At 68.3% G+C, this 15,331-nt stretch carries 13 protein-coding genes; 7 read left to right on the forward strand and 6 right to left on the reverse strand.

The annotated features are described in order from the left end of the window. Window positions 1-147: 147 nt before the first annotated feature. From ACWDZ6_RS15490 to ACWDZ6_RS15500, 3 genes are all read left to right on the forward strand, one after another. Window positions 148-654, forward strand: a complete 507-nt coding sequence (locus ACWDZ6_RS15490; RefSeq protein ID WP_451503237.1) for an ATP-binding protein — start codon at window positions 148-150, stop codon at window positions 652-654. A gap of 244 nt (window positions 655-898) precedes the next feature. Next, entirely contained in the window at window positions 899-4,435 is a 3,537-nt protein-coding gene (locus ACWDZ6_RS15495) for an ATP-binding domain-containing protein (protein WP_451503238.1), read from the forward strand. A gap of 341 nt (window positions 4,436-4,776) precedes the next feature. Then, window positions 4,777-5,190 (forward strand): hypothetical protein, encoded by a 414-nt coding sequence (locus ACWDZ6_RS15500; protein ID WP_451503239.1) that lies wholly within the window; start codon window positions 4,777-4,779, stop codon window positions 5,188-5,190. Between the two features lie 204 nt (window positions 5,191-5,394). On the opposite strand, the gene ACWDZ6_RS15505 is transcribed toward ACWDZ6_RS15500, so the two are convergent. Together ACWDZ6_RS15505 and ACWDZ6_RS15510 are read right to left on the reverse strand one after the other, a co-directional pair. Next, the gene (locus tag ACWDZ6_RS15505) at window positions 5,395-7,854 is read right to left on the reverse strand and encodes an HAD-IC family P-type ATPase (RefSeq protein WP_451503240.1); all 2,460 of its coding nucleotides are present in this window, start codon (window positions 7,852-7,854) and stop codon (window positions 5,395-5,397) included. Between the two features lie 106 nt (window positions 7,855-7,960). After that, window positions 7,961-8,272, reverse strand: a complete 312-nt coding sequence (locus tag ACWDZ6_RS15510) for a DUF2530 domain-containing protein (protein ID WP_451503241.1) — start codon at window positions 8,270-8,272, stop codon at window positions 7,961-7,963. A gap of 231 nt (window positions 8,273-8,503) precedes the next feature. On the opposite strand from ACWDZ6_RS15510, the gene ACWDZ6_RS15515 reads away from it, so the two are divergent. Then, on the forward strand, window positions 8,504-9,958 hold the full coding sequence (locus tag ACWDZ6_RS15515) for an NCS2 family permease (protein ID WP_451503242.1): 1,455 nt from the start codon (window positions 8,504-8,506) through the stop codon (window positions 9,956-9,958). Window positions 9,959-9,992: 34 nt separating this feature from the next. Here ACWDZ6_RS15515 and ACWDZ6_RS15520 read toward each other — a convergent pair whose 3' ends face one another. After that, window positions 9,993-10,175, reverse strand: a complete 183-nt coding sequence (locus ACWDZ6_RS15520; RefSeq protein ID WP_326650751.1) for a ribbon-helix-helix protein, CopG family — start codon at window positions 10,173-10,175, stop codon at window positions 9,993-9,995. Between the two features lie 166 nt (window positions 10,176-10,341). Here ACWDZ6_RS15520 and ACWDZ6_RS15525 point away from each other — a divergent pair, with 166 nt between their 5' ends. From ACWDZ6_RS15525 to thpR, 3 genes are all read left to right on the forward strand, one after another. Beyond that, complete coding sequence (locus ACWDZ6_RS15525) at window positions 10,342-10,785, forward strand: MarR family winged helix-turn-helix transcriptional regulator (protein ID WP_326650750.1); 444 nt, start codon at window positions 10,342-10,344, stop codon at window positions 10,783-10,785. 40 nt (window positions 10,786-10,825) lie between these two features. Continuing rightward, on the forward strand, window positions 10,826-12,142 hold the full coding sequence (locus tag ACWDZ6_RS15530; protein WP_451503243.1) for an MFS transporter: 1,317 nt from the start codon (window positions 10,826-10,828) through the stop codon (window positions 12,140-12,142). 154 nt (window positions 12,143-12,296) lie between these two features. Further along, window positions 12,297-12,893, forward strand: a complete 597-nt coding sequence (gene thpR / locus ACWDZ6_RS15535) for an RNA 2',3'-cyclic phosphodiesterase (protein WP_389181497.1) — start codon at window positions 12,297-12,299, stop codon at window positions 12,891-12,893. Window positions 12,894-13,049: 156 nt separating this feature from the next. Here the strand turns inward: thpR and ACWDZ6_RS15540 are convergent, their stop codons facing one another. The 3 genes from ACWDZ6_RS15540 to ACWDZ6_RS15550 form a co-directional block, all read right to left on the reverse strand. Continuing rightward, window positions 13,050-14,045, reverse strand: a complete 996-nt coding sequence (locus ACWDZ6_RS15540; RefSeq protein WP_451503244.1) for an aldo/keto reductase — start codon at window positions 14,043-14,045, stop codon at window positions 13,050-13,052. Between the two features lie 59 nt (window positions 14,046-14,104). Further along, window positions 14,105-14,683 (reverse strand): Uma2 family endonuclease, encoded by a 579-nt coding sequence (locus ACWDZ6_RS15545; RefSeq protein WP_451503245.1) that lies wholly within the window; start codon window positions 14,681-14,683, stop codon window positions 14,105-14,107. A gap of 93 nt (window positions 14,684-14,776) precedes the next feature. Continuing rightward, window positions 14,777-15,292 carry a MarR family winged helix-turn-helix transcriptional regulator gene (locus ACWDZ6_RS15550; protein WP_451503246.1) on the reverse strand — a complete coding sequence of 172 codons (516 nt, stop codon included), beginning with the start codon at window positions 15,290-15,292 and terminating at the stop codon, window positions 14,777-14,779. Between the last annotated feature and the right edge of the window lie 39 nt (window positions 15,293-15,331).

Consider the following 15,331-nt stretch of genomic DNA (forward strand, 5'->3'; position numbering starts at 1 on the left):
GGCTCACTTCCGTTCCTTACCGCTTGTGACGTAAGGCCTTGTCACCTTCCGAGCGTAGGGGCGCCGGACGATGCTTGAGCACGGAACGTCACGATCCGTACACGCTGTGGGTCGTGCGAAGGATCGACGGACTGGGATGGGCGGCACGTGCTGAAGACCATGGCCATGTCGGGCGACGGCCCGGAGCGCGAGACGGAATCGGCCGTAAGGGCGCCCGGAGAGGAAGCGCGCGATTCCGGGGCCGAAGACCGCAAGTTCGCCGCGCAGTTCACCTCGTCAGCCCTTGGGGCGCGGCTCGCTCGATGTCTGGCGGTGCGGCGCATGGAGGAGTGGGGGCTTTCGCCCGCGTCGGACGTGTCCTGCACCGTCGCCCTGTTGGTGGCGGAGCTCGCCACCAACGCCGTGCGCCACGGACGGGTCGCCGGGCGCGACTTCCACCTCTGCCTGAGCCTCGATGCGCGGCGGTGTCTGATCCGTATCGAGGTCTCGGACGCCGCCTCGGAGCGGCCACCGTCCAATGCGGCGACGCCTTCTCCCGACGACGAGTCGGGCCGTGGTCTGTTCCTCGTGGACGTCTTGGCCAGTAGCTGGGGTGCGACGCCCCGTGTCCCCATCGGCAAGACCGTATGGGCGGAGGTGGCGATGGCTCTCTAGGCGCATCGGGACCGCCCGGCGGGCCAAGGCCGCGTGGAAGCCTCTCTGCCCGGGCTGCCACTACCACCAGTACGAGATCGGGCCCACAGCAGGACAGTTGGGGCTCTGGCGAGCCGAAGTCGCGCTGGTCATCGCTCGATTGAGCGATTGATCACTCTTTGCCCACTGATTTCTGCTAATCCTATGACCGGGTTCCGGGCGTCAGCCCGTCGCAGCGCCGGTGCGCTGTCTGGAGGGGATACACGTGAGCACGATTTCACGGGAGACGGTCGTCGCCGGCGAGCAGAAGGCCGTCGACCGCGCCTACGACTGCTACGAGGCGCGCCTCGCGGAGCTGACCGAACAGTCGCCCGTCTCGGCGGCGGCCAGTGGTAAGGACGCCATCGCCGCCCGCAAGGAGGCCGAGGCCAGGGCCGAGGCGTACGGCGGTCTCGGCGGGGAGGCCCTCGTCGTCAGCAGGGTTGACGTGCAGGAGCCGGGCGAGGCGCTGCCGGAGACCTTCTATGTCGGGCGCCGCAGCGTGTCCGACACCCGGACCCGGGACCAGGTGGTGGTCCTCTGGACAACCGAGCTGGCCAAGCGGTGGTACAACGCCCAGCCGGAGACGCCCGGTGAGGTGCTGCTGCGTCGGCAACTGCGTTGCGCGCAGCGCACGGTCGAGGACTACTTCGACGAGATCGCCACGGTGCAGGTGCCCGGTGATCAGGGTGCGGCAGCCCCCGACACCCGCGACGACACAGTGGTTCTGCCGCGTACCGCCGACGACGGGACTCCGGAGAGTGCCCCCGCCGAGGACCCCGCGCCCTCCCGAGTGCCGTTACCTCGTGAAGTCGTTCGCCGGCGGCGGAGGAAGCCGCTACAGGTGGACGAGTTCCTGCTCCGGGAGCTCCACCGGTCCCGCAGCGGACGGATGCGGGACATCGTCGAGACGATCCGGCGGGACCAGATGGCTCTGGTCACCGGTTCACCGGCGGACGTGCTCGTGATCCAGGGCGGCCCGGGCACAGGAAAGTCCGCGGTCGGCCTGCACCGTGTGACGTGGCTGGTCAACAACAACCACTTCCGCGCACAGGACATCCTGGTGGTGGGACCGCATCAGAACTTTCTGGAGTACGTGGGGCGGGTATTGCCCACCCTCGGCACCCGGAACGTCAACGCGGTCCAGCTGGCGCGCCTCTGGGAGGGGGAGGCCGTCGGTACGGACTCCTTCAGGACGAGGCTGGTCAAGTCCGATGACCGGATGGCGACCGTCCTGCGGCGGCGCGTGGAGAGCGAGTGCAGACCGGAAGCGCTGGATGCCCTCACCACCGCCCCCTCGCACGACAAGGACGAGGCGGCCTTCACTGTCGCCATCGGCAGCACGTCGCTGCGCCTGCCTCGCTCAGAGGTGCTCGACCTTCTCCGCCAGGCGCGCGAGGGCGCTGGGGCCTACCGCGCACGCCGGGACCGCTTCCGGACCTTGTTGGTCGACCGCCTTCTGAGCGCACTGGTCCAGCTGGCGCCACGGCGTAGCCGGGACACGACGGTGCGTCGGGATCTCGAGCGCAACCGGCAGGTCACGGCGCTTGTCGACCGGACCTGGCCGGCGTTGAGCCCGGAGGAAGCTCTGCGGAGTCTGCTCAACTCACCCGACAAGCTGCGGGAGTGCGCGTCGCAGGTCCTCGGCGACAGTGAACAGGCCGCGTTGCAGAGGCCGAGGGCCGACAGCGCGGCGGAGGAAGCCTGGACCCTCGACGATCTGGTGTGTCTGGAGGAGCTGCGCTTCCTCATCGCCGGTGAGGCCCCGCAGCGGTACCGTCACATCGTCGTCGACGAGGCGCAGGATCTGACGCCGATGCAGGCGAGGTCGTTGCAGAGGCGTTGTCCGACCGGATCGATGACCGTACTCGGCGACTTGGCACAGGCCACCGGTCCTCACACGTACGCCGCATGGGGCCGGTTGGGCGGGCTCCTTTCAGGCCAGGGCGACTGGCATGTGGCGGAGCTGAACACCAGTTACCGGGTGCCCGCGCAGATCATGGAGTTCGTGGCTCCGCTGGCACAGGCGGTCGCGCCGTCGCTTCCGTACCCGGTCGCTGTCCGCCGGGCCGACGGGGAAGCCGTACGGCTGGTTCCGACGACGCCCTGGGAGCTGTTGGACGAGACGGTGACCCGCACGGCCCAGCTCGTAGGCACTGACGACGGGCGGTCCCTCAGGTCGATCGCCGTCATTGTGCCCGACGACTCCGACTGGCTGGACGAGGTCCGCCTGCGCCTCGACCGGGCGGCCGGCATGACTCCGGAGATGCGTAAGGCCGTGTCCGTACTGGCCGCCGCCCAGGCCAAAGGCATGGAATTCGACCACGTTCTCGTCCTGGACCCGACGACCATCGCGGACCGCGGCCCTGCTGGTCTGCGCCAGCTGTACGTGGCCTTGACCCGCAGTACCCAGACTCTGACCGTTCTCCACACTTCACCGCTGCCGGAGGCGCTCATGGGAGGCCGCGACAATGCGGCTGAAGCCCCTTCCGTTCCCGACGTGCCGGGGGAATCCCACGGCTCCGGAGAGGACGGCACATCCGGCACGTCCCGCCCGCAAGGGCTGGCGGTCGGCGACAACGTCCGGGTCCGGGTACTCGGCCCCGGCCCAGGCTCCCACTGGAGGGTCCAGGCCCTCTCGCCTCCTACGGAGCGCAGGCTTCTCCTCGTACTTCGTCACGGCTCACCGGCTCCCTCCGTCGGATCGAAGCTGGACGCCTGGGTGATCCGCAACGAAGCACGGGTGAGCCTGATCTCGACCAGCGACTTCGGCCGCAAGCCCATCTCGGCCGGCATGGCGGCACGTTACGAGGCGGCGCTCGACGTTCTGGGCTACATCGTTCGCGGCGACACGGTCCCGCCGGATGCCGCGGCCCGGCTCTCGGAGCTGAGAGGCATGGCGAATCGCTGTCTGCGCCGGGACCAGGCCGACTGGCTGAGTGTCTGGCACCTGCTCGGAACTCCGGACGCGGGCCGGCTGGGTGCTCTGCGCGACCTTGCGCAGAGCACTCGTGACGCGGTCATGTCCGGTGACGTCACTCCGGGGACCAAAGCCCTGTCGGACGTCGAGCGAAGCGGCTGGGCGGTCACTCTGTCCGAAGCCCGGGAACGTCTGCGGGGACTCACCGGCACCACGGCAGCAACCGACGTCGTACCTGAGCCTGAGCCTGAGCCTGAGCCCGACCCCGAGCCCGAGCCCGAGGTCGCACGCGACGCACCGTCCGAGCCCGGCAGCCCGCCGGAAACAGAACCTGAGAAGGAGCCCGAAGTGCACGCCACCGCCCCCAGGAACGATGAAGAAGCGACGCCTGGCCGGCGGGCGGGTGAGGAGATCCTTCAGCACGAGTTGACGGTCGCTTCGGAGGCCGACCGCCACTGCAACACCCATGAGGCGGTGCGCCACGAGTTGAAGGCCGCACTGCTCAGGGCAGGGTTGAAACCGTCCGACTCGCCCTTCATCGACGTCAGTCGTTTCGGTCAGGACGGTCTCTTTCTCTACGAAGTCCTTGGTGCCGGACGCTCTGCCTACCCGGACCTCCGTGCCGGAGCCACCCGCCTGCTGGAGATCAACCACACTCTGCCGAAAACCGCCGATCGTCTGTACCTGGTGCTTTCCGAACCGCCCGCCGAAGGCTGGGCGGCCGACACCGTGAGAGGGGTATTCGGGGTCCACGTCGTGTGGAGTACGACGGAGGGCTGGGGCGGAGAGGACAAGGAGATCGCGCTCGGCGCCGGCAACGGCCCGGTGGCGCCCGTGCTCTGAGGCGGCCCCGGTCGGCCGCGAGAGGTCTGACCGCTCTTTTTGCGGCTGGTGTCCGAGCCAGGACTTCGGGGCCGTTTTACGGCGGCTTTGGACGCCCCGGCCTCCCGCCCTTCTCACTATTATCCGACTGGCCAGTCGTTGAAATACCCGCCCGGCGGCGCAGTGAAACAGCGCAATGAAGCAGTGAGGGGATGTGCGAGTCGTAGCTGATTTCCCTTCAAAAATACTCTGCTTCCTTCGGGTTGTCCTCAGCTATGACCATCGAGGCCGAAGTGTGCCCATCATAAGAACAACCGCATGGGCCAATTGCAGCCCTGCAATGACGGGACGGGAGATCACACATGGCTGAAGAAGTCGTGGCCACATTCGCTGGTCCGCTGAACTCATTCTCCATCAACCTCAATCTCAGCAACGCGAGTGGCTCTGAAGTTCAATCGGTGGGCATCAGCGGGCGTACGGCCAAGTTCCCCGTCACCTGGGACAGTATGGGCAGCTTCGCCGGCCCCGCGACGCTCACGAGCACGGCCGGTGTGGACACCGAGGTTGTGGTGGCGAATTTCTCCGGCTTCTCACCCGGGGAGCAGGTGTCGTTCACGGGAATCGATCCAGATTTCACCGGCGCCCCGTCAGCCGGGGTGAGGGTCCTCGACATGGCCGGGGCCCGGGCTTTCGTACAGTTCGCGGACGGTACAACTGGCTTCGGTGAGTTCGAGGCGACCACCGCGGGAACACTCCGCGCGGTCATCTCGAAGTAGCCGAGCGGGCGAGTGGGCCGAGGGGGGATCTCCCCCTCGGCCTTTTTGGGTGAGCGGCAGTTGTCGAGTTCCGCGTCGGCCACTGGCCTCAGGAACGTGAAATGAATCCGGCGCTCGGTCACTTCCGGGATCCCCGTGCGGGACATTGCTGTCACGGACCCGGCACGACGCCGAGCGGCGCCGCGTTATGGACAAAGGCCTTTTCTACACCGCGAACCTCCGGTCCACCACCCGCCACACCACCTCAAGCAGCACCGCCCCCGCCGCCGCGATGCCCACCGCCCCCCACGGCATCGTCGTGCCCACCAGTTTCAGGGCGAAGAATGACTGCAGCCACGGCACCACCAGCACGATCAGGAAGGCGAGCCCCATCGCCGCCACCAGGCACACCCGCCACAGGGTGTACGGGCGGGCGATGATCGCCAGGACCCACATCGAGACCAGGAACAGCGTCAGCGTCGCCGCGCTCGTCTCCGCGTCGAGTGCGCCCGGGCCGCTGTAGTAGTGGCGGGCCAGCAGGTACGTGGCGAACGTCGCCGCCCCCGCGATCACGCCCGCCGGGACCGCGTACCGCATCACCCTGCGCACGAAGTGCGGCTTCGCCCGCTCCTTGTTGGGGGCAAGGGCCAGGAAGAAGGCGGGCACACCGATCGTGAGCGTCGACAGAAGCGTCAAATGCCGTGGCAGGAAGGGGTATTCGACCTGGCTGCACACCACCAGGATCGCCAGCAGCACGGAGTACACGGTCTTCGTCAGGAACAGCGTCGCCACCCGGGTGATGTTGCCGATGACCCGCCGGCCCTCCGCCACCACCGACGGCAGTGTCGCGAAGCTGTTGTTGAGCAGCACGATCTGGGCGACGGCCCGGGTCGCCTCCGAGCCCGACCCCATCGAGACACCGATGTCCGCGTCCTTCAGCGCGAGGACGTCGTTGACGCCGTCACCCGTCATCGCGACCGTGTGTCCGCGGGACTGGAGCGCGCCGACCATGTCGCGCTTCTGCTGCGGCGTGACCCGGCCGAAGACCGCGTTGGCGTCCAGGGCCACGGCCATCCGGGTCTGCTCCGTGGGGAGCCGGCGCGCGTCCACCGTGTTCTGCGCGCCCGGCAGGCCGAGCTTGCCCGCCACCGCGCTCACCGACACCGCGTTGTCGCCGGAGATGACCTTCGCGGAGACGTTCTGGTCGGCGAAGTACGCGAGCGTGTCGGACGCGTCGGGACGCAGCCGCTGCTCCAGCACCACCAGCGCAGTCGGCCTCGCCCGCGCGGCCACATCCGCCGCGTCGAGGTCGCCCGCCGCCCGCGCGAGCAGCAGGACCCGCAGTCCCTGCTCGTTGAGCTGCTCGATCTCGCCCAGTGCCGGGTCGGCCGCCGGGAGCAGCACATCGGGCGCGCCCAGCAGCCAGGTGGAGTTGTCGCCGTCGCCCTCACTGAAGGCCGCGCCGCTGTACTTGCGTGCCGACGAGAAGGGCAGCGACTCCGTGCAGCGCCACTCCTCGCTGTCCGGATACGCGTCGATGATCGCCTGCAGCGAGGCGTTCGGCCGTGGGTCGGACTCGCCGAGCGCGCCCAGCACCTTCCGTACGTACGTCTCGTCCGCACCGTCCAGCGGCCGCAGCTCCGCCACGTCCATACCGCCTTCGGTCAGCGTGCCCGTCTTGTCGAGGCAGACCACGTCCACCCGCGCGAGCCCCTCGATGGCGGGCAGTTCCTGCACCAGGCACTGCTTGCGGCCGAGGCGGATGACGCCGATCGCGAAGGCGACCGACGTCAGCAGCACAAGGCCCTCGGGGATCATCGGGACGATGCCGCCGACGGTCCTGGCCACCGAGTCCTTGAAGTTGTTGTTCTTGACGACGAGCTGGCTGATGATGAGCCCGATCGAGGTCGGGATCATCATCCAGGTCACGTACTTGAGGATCGTGCTGATGCCGCTGCGCAGCTCGGAGTGGACGAGTGTGAAGCGGGATGCCTCCTCGGCGAGCTGCGCCGCGTACGCCTCGCGCCCCACCTTCGTCGCGGTGAACGCCCCGCCGCCCGCGACCACGAAGCTGCCCGACATCACCGGCTCCCCGCGCTGCTTGATGACAGGGTCGGCCTCACCCGTCAGCAGCGACTCGTCGATCTCCAGACTGTCGGCCTCGGCCACCTCGCCGTCCACGACGACCTTGTCGCCGGGCCCGAGTTCGACGAGATCGCCGAGCACGATCTCGGACGTCGAGATCTCGGCCGCCTCGCCGTCCCGCCGTACCGTCGGCTTCGCCTCGCCGAGGACCGCGAGCCCGTCGAGGGTCTTCTTGGCGCGGAACTCCTGGATGATGCCGATACCGGTGTTGGCGATGATCACGAAGCCGAACAGGCTGTCCTGGATCGGCGCGACGAAGAGCATGATCGCCCACAGCACGCCGATGATCGCGTTGAAGCGGGTGAAGACGTTCGCGCGGACGATTTCGGTGGTGGAGCGGGAGCTGCGTACGGGAACGTCGTTGACCTCACCGCGGGCGACCCGTTCGGCGACCTCGGCAGTCGTCAGCCCGGTGGCCCGGACGGCGATCGCGGACCGCGGCAGCTTCATCGGATGTACGGGGTCGAGCTCGGCGCCCGCGTCGATGGTGGGTCCACCGGGTTCGGGGCCGTCCGCGTCGATTCTCGCCCGCTGCGTCATGGTTTCGACGGTACGGCCGCAGGGGCCGGTTCACCCGCCGAGTGTGCCGGAGGTCGGACCCCGATAGGAGGTGAATGGTCCTTCGGCGGTACGGGGGCGGTGCGGGTTACCTGCTCTGGTCGCCCGAGCTCTCGTCGCCCGAGGCGGCGGAGGCGTCCGGTCCGGCCGCCGCGGCGGTCTTCGCGAGCTTGATGGCCGCTTCGCGCCTGCGTACGTACCAGATGCCGATCAGCCCGAGTCCGCCGCCGGCCAGGCACGTCCACACCCACCACATCAGGTCACGATCGTCGAACCAGCTGTAGAAGGGGATCTGGACGAGGAAGAGGACGAACCAGAGGATCGTGCCGCCGGTGATGGTGGCGACGACGGGCCCCTCCAGGGGCTCGGGTGCCTCGTGCTTGGGGGTCCACTTCGCCATGCGCACAGTGTAGGCGGCACGTAATCCGAGGCCGTGGGGCCGGTCGGCAACAGGTGATGGGCCGGGCGGCCCATGGGTCTACGCGCGGAGATAGAAATCTTTGCCTTATGTATTCATACTGAAACCGCTTGCGGCTGACTCGTTTTGTTCGTTGGAACATACAAGTCCGGCCGGTTTTTACTGTCTCTGCCCTTTTCTCGCCCCCGCCCCTCCGTATGACTGAGGTTCCGTATGCCACCCTCGGCCACCCCCAAGGTCGACTCCGCAGACCGGCCCGCGGCTCCCCGCCGGCCGTCCGGCGCTCTGGACCGTTTCTTCAAGATCTCGGAGCGCGGCTCCTCGGTCGCCCGCGAGGTGCGCGGCGGATTCGCCACCTTCTTCGCGATGGCCTACATCATCGTGCTGAACCCGATCATCCTCGGCAGCGCGAAGGACATGTACGGACATCAGCTCGACAGCGGCCAGCTGGTCACTGCCACCGTGCTGACCGCGGCCTTCTCCACCCTGCTCATGGGGGTGATCGGCAACGTCCCGATCGCGCTCGCGGCCGGCCTCGGTGTGAACACGGTCGTCGCCCTCCAGCTCGCGCCGCGGATGTCCTGGCCGGACGCGATGGGCATGGTCGTCCTCGCCGGCTTCGTGGTGATGCTGCTGGTCGCCACCGGACTGCGTGAGCGCGTGATGAACGCCGTGCCGCGCAGCCTGCGCAAGGGCATCGCGATCGGCATCGGCCTCTTCATCATGCTGATCGGCCTGGTCGACTCCGGCTTCGTCTCCCGCATCCCGGACATCGCCAAGACCACCGTGCCGCTGCAACTCGGCGTCGGCGGGCACCTCGTCGGCTGGCCGGTCCTCGTCTTCGCCCTCGGCACGCTGCTCACGCTCGCGCTGATCATCCGCAAGGTACCGGGCGCGATCCTCATCTCCATCGTCGCGATGACGATCGTCGCGATGGTCATCGATGCCGTGGCGACGGTCCCGTCCTGGGGCCTGACCACGCCCCAGTGGCCCGGCAGCCCGGTGGCGTCGCCCGACTTCGGCCTGGTCGGCAAGGTCAGCCTGTTCGGCGGCTTCGGGAAGGTCGGCTACCTCACCGGCATTCTCTTCGTTTTCACCGTGCTGCTGTCCTGCTTCTTCGACGCGATGGGCACGATTCTCGGCGTGGGCGACGAGGCCAGGCTGCTGGACAAGGACGGCAGGCTCCCCGGCATCAACAAGGTGCTCTTCGTCGACGGCATCGCCGTCGCCGCGGGCGGCACGACCTCGTCCTCGGCCTCGACCTGCTTCGTGGAATCCACGGCGGGCGTCGGCGAGGGTGCCCGTACGGGTCTCGCGTCCGTCGTCACCGGTGCGTTGTTCTCGGTGGCGCTCTTCCTCACGCCGATCGCCACGATGGTCCCGTCACAGGCGGCGACGCCCGCGCTGCTGGCGGTCGGCTTCCTGATCCTGGCCGGTTCGGTCCGGGACATCGACTGGGACGATTTCACCGTCGCCGTGCCGGCCTTCCTGGCGATGGTGATGATGCCGTTCACGTACTCGATCACGAACGGCATCGGTATCGGATGCATCAGCTTCAGCCTGTTGCGGCTGGCGGCCGGACGGGGCCGTGAGGTGCCCGTGGCCATGTACGTGGTGTCCGCGGTGTTCGTCTTCTACTACACGATGCCCGCGCTGGGTCTCGCATAGGACAGCTCGGGCGCGGCCTCTCGCGCGGGGCCTCTCAGGTGAGGCCGTAGAACTTCTCTGTCTCGTCGACGGCCGCGTGGAAGCGTTCGTCGAAGTCATCGCGGATGAGCGTCCGGACCACATAGTCCTGGACGCTCATTCCGCGTCTGGCGGCATGGTGCCTCAGCCGGTCGAGTAGCTCACCGTCTATCCGCAGGCTGAGCACTGTCGATCCCATGTCAGCCAGGGTCGCCGGAGGAGCGCCGCCCGCGCGTCGCTTTCCGGATGCGACTCACTCGTACGAGTGACGTAATGATCTTCCGGTCGACACCCGTCGACATCCTGTGTCCGTGCGCGGAGATACGACTGGTCTTTAGACTGGGTAATGAGTTATCCTAACGAACATGCCTGACCTGTCCCATGGTGGCGACGCAGACGTCGCCGCCGTGAATTCCCTGCGCTCGGCCGTGATGCGGCTGGGCCGACGCCTGAAGCATCAGCGCGTCGACGAATCGCTGAGCCCCACCGAAATGTCGGTGCTCGGCACCCTTGCCCGCTGCGGCCAGGCCACCCCCGGTGAGCTGGCCCGCAAGGAGCATGTCCAGCCGCCGTCCATGACCCGGATCGTGGCGCTGCTCGAGGCCAAGGGACTGGTCCGGCTCGAGCCGCATCCCGACGACCGCCGGCAGAAGGTGGTCAGCCAGACCGAGACGGCGGAAGCCATGCTCGAGGAGAGCCGCCGCAAGCGGAATGCCTGGCTGGCCTCGCTCGCCGAAGGGCTGGACGATGACGAGTGGGCCAAGCTGCGCGCAGCCGCCCCCGTACTCGAGAAGCTCGCGCATCTTTGATCACCGCATCATCACCGCACGCCAGAGGAGGCGAACTCTTTTGAGTCCGGGACCCGGAGCAGACTCCGCACCCGCACCAGCTCCTACAACCATGTTCAGCTCGCTGAAGATCCGTAACTACCGGCTCTTCGCCACCGGGCAAGTCGTCTCCAACACCGGCACCTGGATGCAGCGCATCGCCCAGGACTGGCTGGTCCTGACCCTGACCGGCTCCGCGTCCGCGGTCGGTATCACCATCGCGCTGCAGTTCCTGCCCATGCTGCTCTTCGGTCTGTACGGCGGAGTGCTCGCCGACCGGCTGCCCAAGCGCCGGCTGCTGCTGGCCACCCAGATCGCGATGGGCCTGACCGGTCTGGTGCTCGCCGTGCTTACGCTCAGCGGCCATGTCCAGGTGTGGCACGTCTATCTCACGGCCTTCGTACTCGGACTGATCACTGTCGTCGACAACCCGGCCCGGCAGTCCTTCGTCGCCGAGATGGTCGGCCCGGAACAGCTCGGCAACGCGGTCAGCCTGAACTCCGCGAACTTCCAGTCCGCACGTCTCGTCGGCCCCGCGGTCGCCGGTGTGCTGATCACGGCTGTCGGAAGCGGCTTCGCCTTCCTGCTCAACGGTCTGTCCTTCCTCGCGCCCATCGCGGGCCTTCTGCTCATGCGCAACAGCGAGCTGCACAAGGTCGAGCGCGCGCCGCGCGGCAAGGGCCAGCTGCGGGAAGGACTGACGTACGTCGCGGGCCGGCCCGAGCTCATCTGGCCGATCGTCCTCGTCGGCTTCATCGGAACCTTCGGTTTCAACTTCCCGATCTGGCTGTCGGCCTTCGTCAACAACGTCTACCACTCGGGCGCGAGTACGTACGGTCTGCTCAACACCCTGATAGCTGCGGGTTCCCTGGCGGGCGCGCTGCTTGCCGCCCGGCGCGGCACCTCGCGGCTGCGGGTGCTGGTCGGCGCGGCCGTGCTCTTCGGGGCACTGGAGATCGTGAGCGCCTTCGCGCCGCGGTTCTGGATCTTCGCGTTGCTGATGGTGCCGATCGGCATGTTCGGCCTCACCGTCAACGTCACGGCCAACTCCAGCATCCAGATGGCGACGGAACCGGCCATGCGAGGCCGGGTGATGAGCCTGTTCATGATGGTCTTCGTGGGCGGTACGCCCCTGGGCGCGCCTCTCGTCGGCTGGGTCACCGACACGTACGGACCGCGGATCGGCCTCGCGGCGGGCGGCACGGTGGCGCTGGTCGCGGCGATCGGAGTCGGCGTCATGCTCGCCCGTGTGGGCGGGCTGCGCCTCAAAATAGATCTGCGGCCGGGGCGCCGGCATGTGGAGTTCGTACCGAGGGAGCAGCTGGCGACGGCGGCCTGACCGGCAACCGGCATCTGCCGGGCGGCCTGACCGGGGCCTGTCAGGTGCCCTGACCGGTACCTGTCGGGCGGCCTGACCGGTACCCGTCGGGAGCCCCGACCGGTACCTGTCGGACGGCCTGCCCCGGATCCGTCAGGACTGACAGACTCGGATCATGAGACTCTTCGCCGCCGTACTGCCGCCGGCCCGGGCAGTCGACGAACTCGCTCTCGCCGTCGACCGGTTGAGGTCCCTGCCCGGCTCGGACGGGCTGCGCTGGACCGGCCGGGCCGGCTGGCACTTCACGCTCGCCTTCATGGGCGAGGTCGAGGACGGGCTGCTGCCCGAGCTGCACGAGCGGCTCGGGCGGGCCGCCCGCAGGACCCACCCCTTCGCCCTGCGTCTTCACGGCGGCGGGCGGTTCGGACAGCGGGCCCTGTGGGTCGGCGCCGCCGGCGGCCTGGAGGAGATGCGCCTCCTCGCGGAACGCACCGACGCCGCGGCGCGCCGGGCCGGGGTCAGCATGCAGGAACACCGCCGCTATCAGGCACACCTCACGATCGCCCGCAGCCGCGACGAGGCCGATCTGCGCCCGTACGTCGAGGCGCTGGAGGCCTTCGAGGGCACGCCCTGGGAGGTGGCCGAGCTCTCACTCGTACGCAGCAATCTGCCGGTCAGCGGCGTACCGGGCGAGCAGCCGCGGTACGAGACGGTGGGCAGCTGGCCGCTGGGCGACGGGACGGGGTCAAGTCCACTCGAACGGGCGAGTTAACCTCATTCCGTGAACCCCAAGACCAGAAATCAGATCATGGCCGGTGTGCTTGTGCTGATGTTCGCGATCATCGCAGTGTCGGCCCTGGTCGGTCAGTAGCCCCGAGCCCTGACCGACCAGGCCTGTGCCCCTCGGCCCCGACCGACCGCGGGCCCGTCACCAGGCGAAGGCCTCCGGTGAAGGACCCGGCCCCGGGAAGATCTCGTCCAGCGCGGACAGCACCTCTTCGCCGAGCTCCAGCTCTACGGCGCGCAGCGCGGAGGCCAGCTGGTCCGCCGTGCGCGGGCCGACGATGGGCCCGGTGACTCCCGGACGGCTGAGCAGCCAGGCCAGCGCCACCTCGCCGGGTTCCAGTCCGTGCTTGTCGAGCAGGTCCTCGTACGCCTGGATCTGCGCACGCACCTCGGTGTTGGCGAGCGCGTCCGCCGAGCGCCCGGAGGTGCTGCGAGCCGCTCCGCCCTCACGCTCCTTCCGGATCACACCGCCGAGCAGCCCGCCGTGCAGCGGCGACCAGGGGATGACCCCGAGGCCGTACTCCTGCGCCGCCGGGATGACCTCCATCTCGGCGCGGCGCTCGGCGAGGTTGTACAGGCACTGCTCGCTGACCAGCCCGTACAGGCCGAGGCGGCGGGCCGTCTCATTGGCCTGGGCGATCTTCCAGCCGGGGAAGTTGGACGAGCCCGCGTAAAGGATTTTGCCCTGCTGGATCAGGGTGTCGATCGCCTGCCAGATCTCCTCGACCGGCGTATGGCGGTCGACGTGATGGAACTGGTAGAGGTCGATGTGGTCGGTCCGGAGCCGCTTGAGGCTCGCCTCGACCGCGCGGCGGATGTTGAGTGCGGAGAGCCGGTCGTGGTTGGGCCAGGCCTCGCCGTCGGAGCCCATGTTCGCGTAGACCTTGGTGGCGAGGACGACCTTGTCGCGACGGTCGCCGCCCTTGGCGAACCAGCTGCCGATGATCTCCTCGGTGCGGCCCTTGTTCTCGCCCCAGCCGTAGACATTGGCGGTGTCGAAGAGGTTGATGCCTGCGCCGAGCGCGGCGTCCATGATCGTGTGGCTGCCGGCCTCGTCGGTCTGAGGCCCGAAGTTCATCGTCCCGAGGACGAGTCGGCTGACCTTGAGTCCGGTGCGTCCGAGCTGCGTGTACTTCATGGTGCCAGCCAACGCCTTGGAGCGCGCTCGAATCAAGGGTACGAGCCGGTGCGTCGGGGTCAGTCGCGGGGGAACTCGCCGGTGGTGAGGGTGAGCCCGAGGGGCGTGCCGGTGAGGTCGAGCGATGCGCCGAAGTCGACGGTCAGCTCGCTGATGTAGCTCCCCTCCTTGGGCTGGGTGTGGACGTGGCACTTGCCGGTGTACGGGTCGGCGATCAGATAGACGGGGACCTCGGCTGCGGCGTACGCGGCCAGCTTCGGCCCGTAGTCGTTGGCACCGGTGCTCCTGGAGATGACCTCCGCCACGAACCGGACGTCCTCGTACCGCCAGTTGCCCGACTGGGTCTTGACGGCACCCTCGGCCAACAACGTCACGTCCGTCGCGAACCCGTTGAGGTGGCCGGGGTAGTCGATGCGGACGTCGGACTTCAGGCGCTCCCTCGGGTACTTGGACCGCAGCTGTTCGACAATGTCCAGGATGATCTCCCAGTGAGTGTCCCGTTGCGGCGACATGTAGATGGCCCCCTCGACAATCTCGGCCTTGTAGCCCTCGGGGACTGACATCTGCGCGAACATCTCGTCCAAGATCTGCTCGTTGATGTTGTCTGCCATCGTGATCCTGTCGTCAAGAACGCTCACTGTGGCACTCCTCCCCACTGCTGCGTGGCCGCATGCAGTCGCCTCGTACAACGATACGCACGGTGACCGGGGCACGGCGGTGGCAAGAAGGCGTCACGCGCCGCCGAACCAGCCCGCCGCGTCGAGCCGGAACGCCTCCGCCGGGACCACCATGCGCAGCGATTCCTCCATATCGGCCACGCGCCGCGCGCCCAGCGTGCGGGCCCAGTCCGCACGCAGTTCGTCGAAGACCGCCGCCGAGCGGGTCAGCGCGTCGATGCCGTGCGGGGTGAGGCGCACGAGCTTGCGGCGGGCGTCGGCGGGGTCGTCGGCGCGTACGGCATAGCCCAGGGCCACGAGCCGGTCGACCGTCTTGCCGGCCGCCTGCTTGGAGACGCCGAGCCGCCGTCCGATCTCGCTCGCGGTCGCGCCGCTCGCGCCGATCGCCTGCATCGCGAAGCCGTGCGCGGGCCGGACGTCCGGGTGGCCCTGCTCGGCCAGCTCGGCGTGCAGCCGGTCGATGAGCGAGCGGAACCCGGCGAAGAGGAGCAGGGGCAGCTCGTAACCCGGCACGTGCTCGGAGCCGTTGCGCATTTCGACAACCTGGTTTACCTTTTTATCGTCAACCATGTTGTCGATTATAGGAGCCACCGCTTGTTTACCGAACAC

Source organism: Streptomyces sp. NPDC002926 (assembly GCF_053591755.1).